This window comes from Leifsonia sp. NCR5, assembly GCF_002105485.1.
Taxonomy (GTDB): domain Bacteria; phylum Actinomycetota; class Actinomycetes; order Actinomycetales; family Microbacteriaceae; genus Leifsonia.
Map to the genome: position 1 here is coordinate 1 of NZ_NCSR01000049.1, position 4,435 is coordinate 4,435.

The following is a 4,435-nucleotide window of genomic DNA, read 5'->3' on the forward strand; positions in this document are numbered from 1 at the left end:
GTCGTCGAGTCGTCCGGGTCACCGTGGCCGGTGGAGGGGGTGGGCGATGGGGTCGGTGCCGGCGTGGAGGTCGAGCATCCGGTGTCGTCGGCGTCGCATCCCGCGGCGAAGGCCGTCTGCTGGGTGCCGAAGATCAGAGAGAGTGCGACGACGGCGACGGCGCCGATCCTGCCCGCGCCCACCTGGCCGCGGCCGCGATCGCCGCGGCGCGGACGTTCGCGTCGTGACCACTGCTCAGCGTGTTTCGGAGCTCTTCGCATCGTCACGCGGGCGGCCGGTGGGACCGGCGCGCCCGTGACTGAATGCTCTCACCGGCGGACACCCAGCACAAGGGTCCCAAAGCGGGGTACCGGGGAGTCGGATGCAGCTCACAGGGTCGGCACGCTACGGTGAAAGATTGTGACCGAAAGCACCACAGCCACCCCGCGCCGAGGCGCTAAGAAGTCGACCTGGAAATCGCTCCTGCGCGATGTCGTGGTCATCTTCCTCGTGGCCGTGCTGGTGTCGTTCCTGGTCAAGACGTTCGTGGTCCGCTCGTTCTACATCCCGTCGGGTTCGATGGAGAACACGCTGCAGATCAACGACAGGATCATCGTCAACGAGTTCCAGCCGAAACTGTTCGGCCTGCAGCGCGGCGACGTCGTGGTGTTCAAGGATCCGGGCGGCTGGCTGCCTGCCCCGGCCCCCAGCACCGCCAACCCCCTGCAGAAGGGAGTCGGCGCCGTCCTCGACTTCGTCGGCCTCGGCGCCTCCGACAGCGACCAGCACCTGGTCAAGCGCGTCATCGGCCTGCCGGGCGACCACATCACCTGCTGCAACGCCCTCGGTCAGCTGAGCGTCAACGGCGTCCCGCTGAAAGAGCCGTACGTGCTCCTCCCGGTCGGCGTCCAGGCGGTCTCCGCCAAGGCCTTCGACGTGACGGTCCCCGCCGGGAAGCTCTGGGTGATGGGCGACAACCGCTACGCCTCCGCAGACTCCCGCTACCACATGGACGACCCCGGCAAGGGCTTCGTCCCCCTCGACGACGTGGTCGGCCGCGCCTTCGTGGTCAGCTGGCCGGTGAGCCACTGGTCGTGGCTCAGCAACTACCCCGAAACGTTCGCGGGCACCGACAAGCAGAGCAGCGGGGGCTGAGGGCGGGCGGCGCCTACTCTGTTTTAGTATGCAAATACTTTATTGAAATTTTCCATCCCTGCTGTGTCACAGTGGCTTCATTCCCACGAACGGAGCCGATTGACATGCAGATGAGATGGCGCATTCTCGCGTCGACGACACTAGCGATGAGCTTGATTGCATCCGGCAGTGTTGCCGCAAATGCCCATGAGGTCAACGCCTCGAGCGGAGACGTTCAACTCTTCGTACGTCACGATGGCAAACCCACCAGAATCGACGCATCCACGATGTCGGCGTACACGTTCGACCTCACAGAACCCGCGGTGGACAGTCCCGCGTCATCGCGGCTCATCGGGTGGGATCAGTGGTTTGGCTGCTTTTCCTTGAACCATCGCGACGATGTCTTTTCAACCTACACGCACTATTGGGACGGCGTCGGGCACGACATCCGCCTTAAGTGCGGCGAAGGCGACGCGTACTCCGGATGGGGGTACAAGCACATTCGCGCGAAGCACGAGGGCGACTGGCAGAGCAAACTCGATGCCGCGCGTCAACGCGGCTGGAATTCTGCCTCCCAGGGGGTTGAGTCCTGGGATGATCTCATGGCGGGTGCCATCGGCGAGGTCACATGGTGGCCGGACGTCAAGCAGGGCAATGCCGCGGCCCAGACTACGTGCGCGATCTCAGAACTGATGTTCGTCAATACGCGTACGGGCGAGATCGTCTACTCCTTCTATGCCCGAGTGGGGTGGGCAAACAATAACGACCGGGTTATCACCGCATTTCCGCAAAGCACACTTCGGTGCTGAAAGACCTTCGCGGCCCCTACTCGCCCCAGAATTCCCGGCGAACCTCGGCGAACTCCCACAGCTCATCCTGCAGCAGGTCGGCGAGCATCTGGCCGTCGGCGAACCACCCGGCCGCCTCGTCGGCGCTCAGCCAGCCACTCATCGCCCGACACTCCCAGCGCGCGCTCCACTCAGCCAGACGTTCCGCGAGCCCGGCACTGACTCCCAGCGTCCCCGGCTCGACTGGCCCCTCCTCTGCGATCCAGAGCGGCCAGCGAACCGTATGCTCCGGGAGGATTCGGACCACCGTCAGCTCGCCGTCCCGGAGTTTGGCCGCGCGCGTGATCGCCTCGTCTGCGGTGCGCGACGGCGGCACCAGGATCTCCTCCTGCGTGACAGGATCCACGACCCAGGCGCCCATTTCGCTCATACGTCGATCATGGCGCACGCGCCTACGACTCCGCTTTCCCCAGCCGCCAGTACCCCATGAACGCCACGCGGCTTCTGTCGATGCCGCTGCCGGTCACCAGCATCCTGCGCAGGGTCTTCACGGTGGACGACTCCCCCGCGATCCACGCGTAGAAGCCGCTCGGCGCCTGCTCGGGGCTCTCCCACAAGGTCTCGACGTCGATGTCCACGTCGTCGAGTCGCTGCTCGCGGGTGGCGGATGCGCCCGCGACCGTGTCCGGATGCGCGGCGAGCCAGTCCTGCACCGCCGGGATGAGGCGGCAGCCGTTGTCCCCGCCCGCGCGGTCGAGCCAGGTGATAGTGCATCCGGCCGGGTGGCTGAGCGCGAGGCTGTCGCGCGCATCCGGCACCTCGATGTACGCGTGGGCGCGGCGGCCTGCCGGGAGGGTTTCGAGGATCGCGGAGATCGCGGGGGCAGCGGTCTCGTCGCCGACCAGGAGCAGGTCGCTCGCGTCGCCGGGCCGCCAGTCGATGCCCGTGCCGCAGTGGATGCTGCGGGCGTCCGGCCCGACCACGATCACCTCGGCGCCCGGTGCCGCTTCTGCGAGCCAGCGGGCGGCCGGGCCGCCGTCGCCGTGGGAGACGAAGTCGACGTCGAGAAGGCGCGCATCCTGGTCGATCGCGCGGACCGTGTACGTGCGGAACGGGTTGCGGAGGTGGTCGGGGAGGGAGCGCCAGCGGTCGTACCAGTCGCCGGCGAGCATCGCATCCTCGCTGTCGGCGCCGAGGTCGGAGAAGCTGCCGTCCGGCAGGGGGAAGACGATCTTGATGCGCTGGTCGAGGCAGTCCGTGCCGAACGTGTCGAAGGCGTCGGACGCGAAGGTGACGCGGACGAAGCTCGGGCTGAGCTGCCGCACACCGACGACGGTCGCGCGGTATGGGCGGTAGCCGGGTCGGTCGGTCTTCTCGAGTGCGAGCAACGGCACAGGGCGCCTTCCTGATCGGGTGGTCGGGACTTAGGTAAGGCTACACTAACCACCTTCCGCGCTTCCAGGTCCGGCGTCCCCGCTGCAGGCCATACAGTGTTCACCGTGGAGAGCAACGGCCAGAGCAGAGCGCCCGGCGTGCGCGACGTCGCCAGGGTCGCCGGAGTGTCGCGCCAGACCGTCTCGCGCGTGATGAACGAGCACCCCAGCATCCGTGACGAGACCAGGATGCGCGTGCTCGCCGCGATGGAGGAACTGCGGTTCCGCCCCAACCGCGCCGCCAGGATGCTCACCACGGCGCGCTCGATGACCATCGGCGTGCTCGCGTCCTCCGCCTCCACCCTGTTCGGACCGGCGAGCAGCATCGACGCCGTCGAGAAGGCCGCCCGCGACGCCGGATACTTCGTGACGGTCGCCCACGTCGCCGACACCACCGCGGAGGAGGTGGACGCCGCCCTCGAGCACCTGGCGGCGCAGGCGGTGGACGGGATCGTGGTCGTCGCCCCCGAACGCCCGGTGGTGGATGCGCTCCGCTCGGCGGCGCCCGGCGTCCCGTTCGTCACGCTGCACGGCTCGCAGGAGCCGGGAGGGGACGGCGTCGTGGTCGACCAGTTCGCCGGCGCGCGACTGGCGGTGCGGCACCTGCTCGACCTCGGGCACCGACGCATCGCCCACCTCGCCGGACCGGCCGAGTGGGAGGAAGCGGCCGCCCGCCAGCGCGGCTTCACCGCGGAGCTGGCGGTGGACGGTCTGGAGGGGATCGTGACGGAGCCAGGCGACTGGACCTCCGCATCCGGAGCACGCATCGGCGGCGCGCTGTTCGACGGCTCGGGCGGAGACGGCGTGACGGCGGTGTTCTCGTCGAACGACCAGATGGCGCTCGGGCTGCTGCACGTCCTGCGCGAGAGCGGACGCCGGGTGCCGGAGGACGTGAGCGTGATCGGCTTCGACGACATCCCCGAGGCCGCGTACTTCGCGCCGCCGCTCACCACGGTGCGGCAGGACTTCGGCGAGCTGACGGTGGTCCGAATCCTCCCGGAGCATACGGTTCGCTGGCCGCTCTGGATCGCAGAGGAGGGGCCAGTCGAGCCGGGGACGCTGGGAGTCAGTGCCGGGCTCGCGGAACGTCTGGCTGAGTGG

At 68.2% G+C, this 4,435-nt stretch carries 5 protein-coding genes and 1 pseudogene; 3 read left to right on the forward strand and 3 right to left on the reverse strand.

The window, feature by feature from the left end:
* Positions 1-266: pseudogene (locus B7438_RS19995) on the reverse strand (hypothetical protein); the annotation flags it as partial.
* A 133-nt stretch (positions 267-399) separates the two neighbouring features.
* On the opposite strand from B7438_RS19995, the gene lepB reads away from it, so the two are divergent.
* The gene (lepB, locus tag B7438_RS20000) at positions 400-1,134 is read left to right on the forward strand and encodes a signal peptidase I (protein WP_085371440.1); all 735 of its coding nucleotides are present in this window, start codon (positions 400-402) and stop codon (positions 1,132-1,134) included.
* A gap of 104 nt (positions 1,135-1,238) precedes the next feature.
* Complete coding sequence (locus tag B7438_RS20005) at positions 1,239-1,922, forward strand: hypothetical protein (protein WP_085371441.1); 684 nt, start codon at positions 1,239-1,241, stop codon at positions 1,920-1,922.
* Positions 1,923-1,938: 16 nt separating this feature from the next.
* Here B7438_RS20005 and B7438_RS20010 read toward each other — a convergent pair whose 3' ends face one another.
* Positions 1,939-2,331 (reverse strand): hypothetical protein, encoded by a 393-nt coding sequence (locus B7438_RS20010; RefSeq protein ID WP_085371442.1) that lies wholly within the window; start codon positions 2,329-2,331, stop codon positions 1,939-1,941.
* 22 nt (positions 2,332-2,353) lie between these two features.
* On the reverse strand, positions 2,354-3,295 hold the full coding sequence (locus tag B7438_RS20015) for a siderophore-interacting protein (RefSeq protein ID WP_085371443.1): 942 nt from the start codon (positions 3,293-3,295) through the stop codon (positions 2,354-2,356).
* Between the two features lie 105 nt (positions 3,296-3,400).
* Here B7438_RS20015 and B7438_RS20020 point away from each other — a divergent pair.
* A partial coding sequence (locus B7438_RS20020) for a LacI family DNA-binding transcriptional regulator (protein ID WP_256922155.1) occupies positions 3,401-4,435 on the forward strand: 1,035 nt, incomplete at its 3' end.

What these genes read in the sequence shown, in the direction of transcription:
- B7438_RS20005 (WP_085371441.1), top strand. Translation starts at nt 1,239, where the DNA reads ATGCAGATGAGATGGCGCATTCTCGCGTCGACGACACTAGCGATGAGC.
- B7438_RS20010 (WP_085371442.1), bottom strand. Translation starts at nt 2,331, where the DNA reads ATGAGCGAAATGGGCGCCTGGGTCGTGGATCCTGTCACGCAGGAGGAG.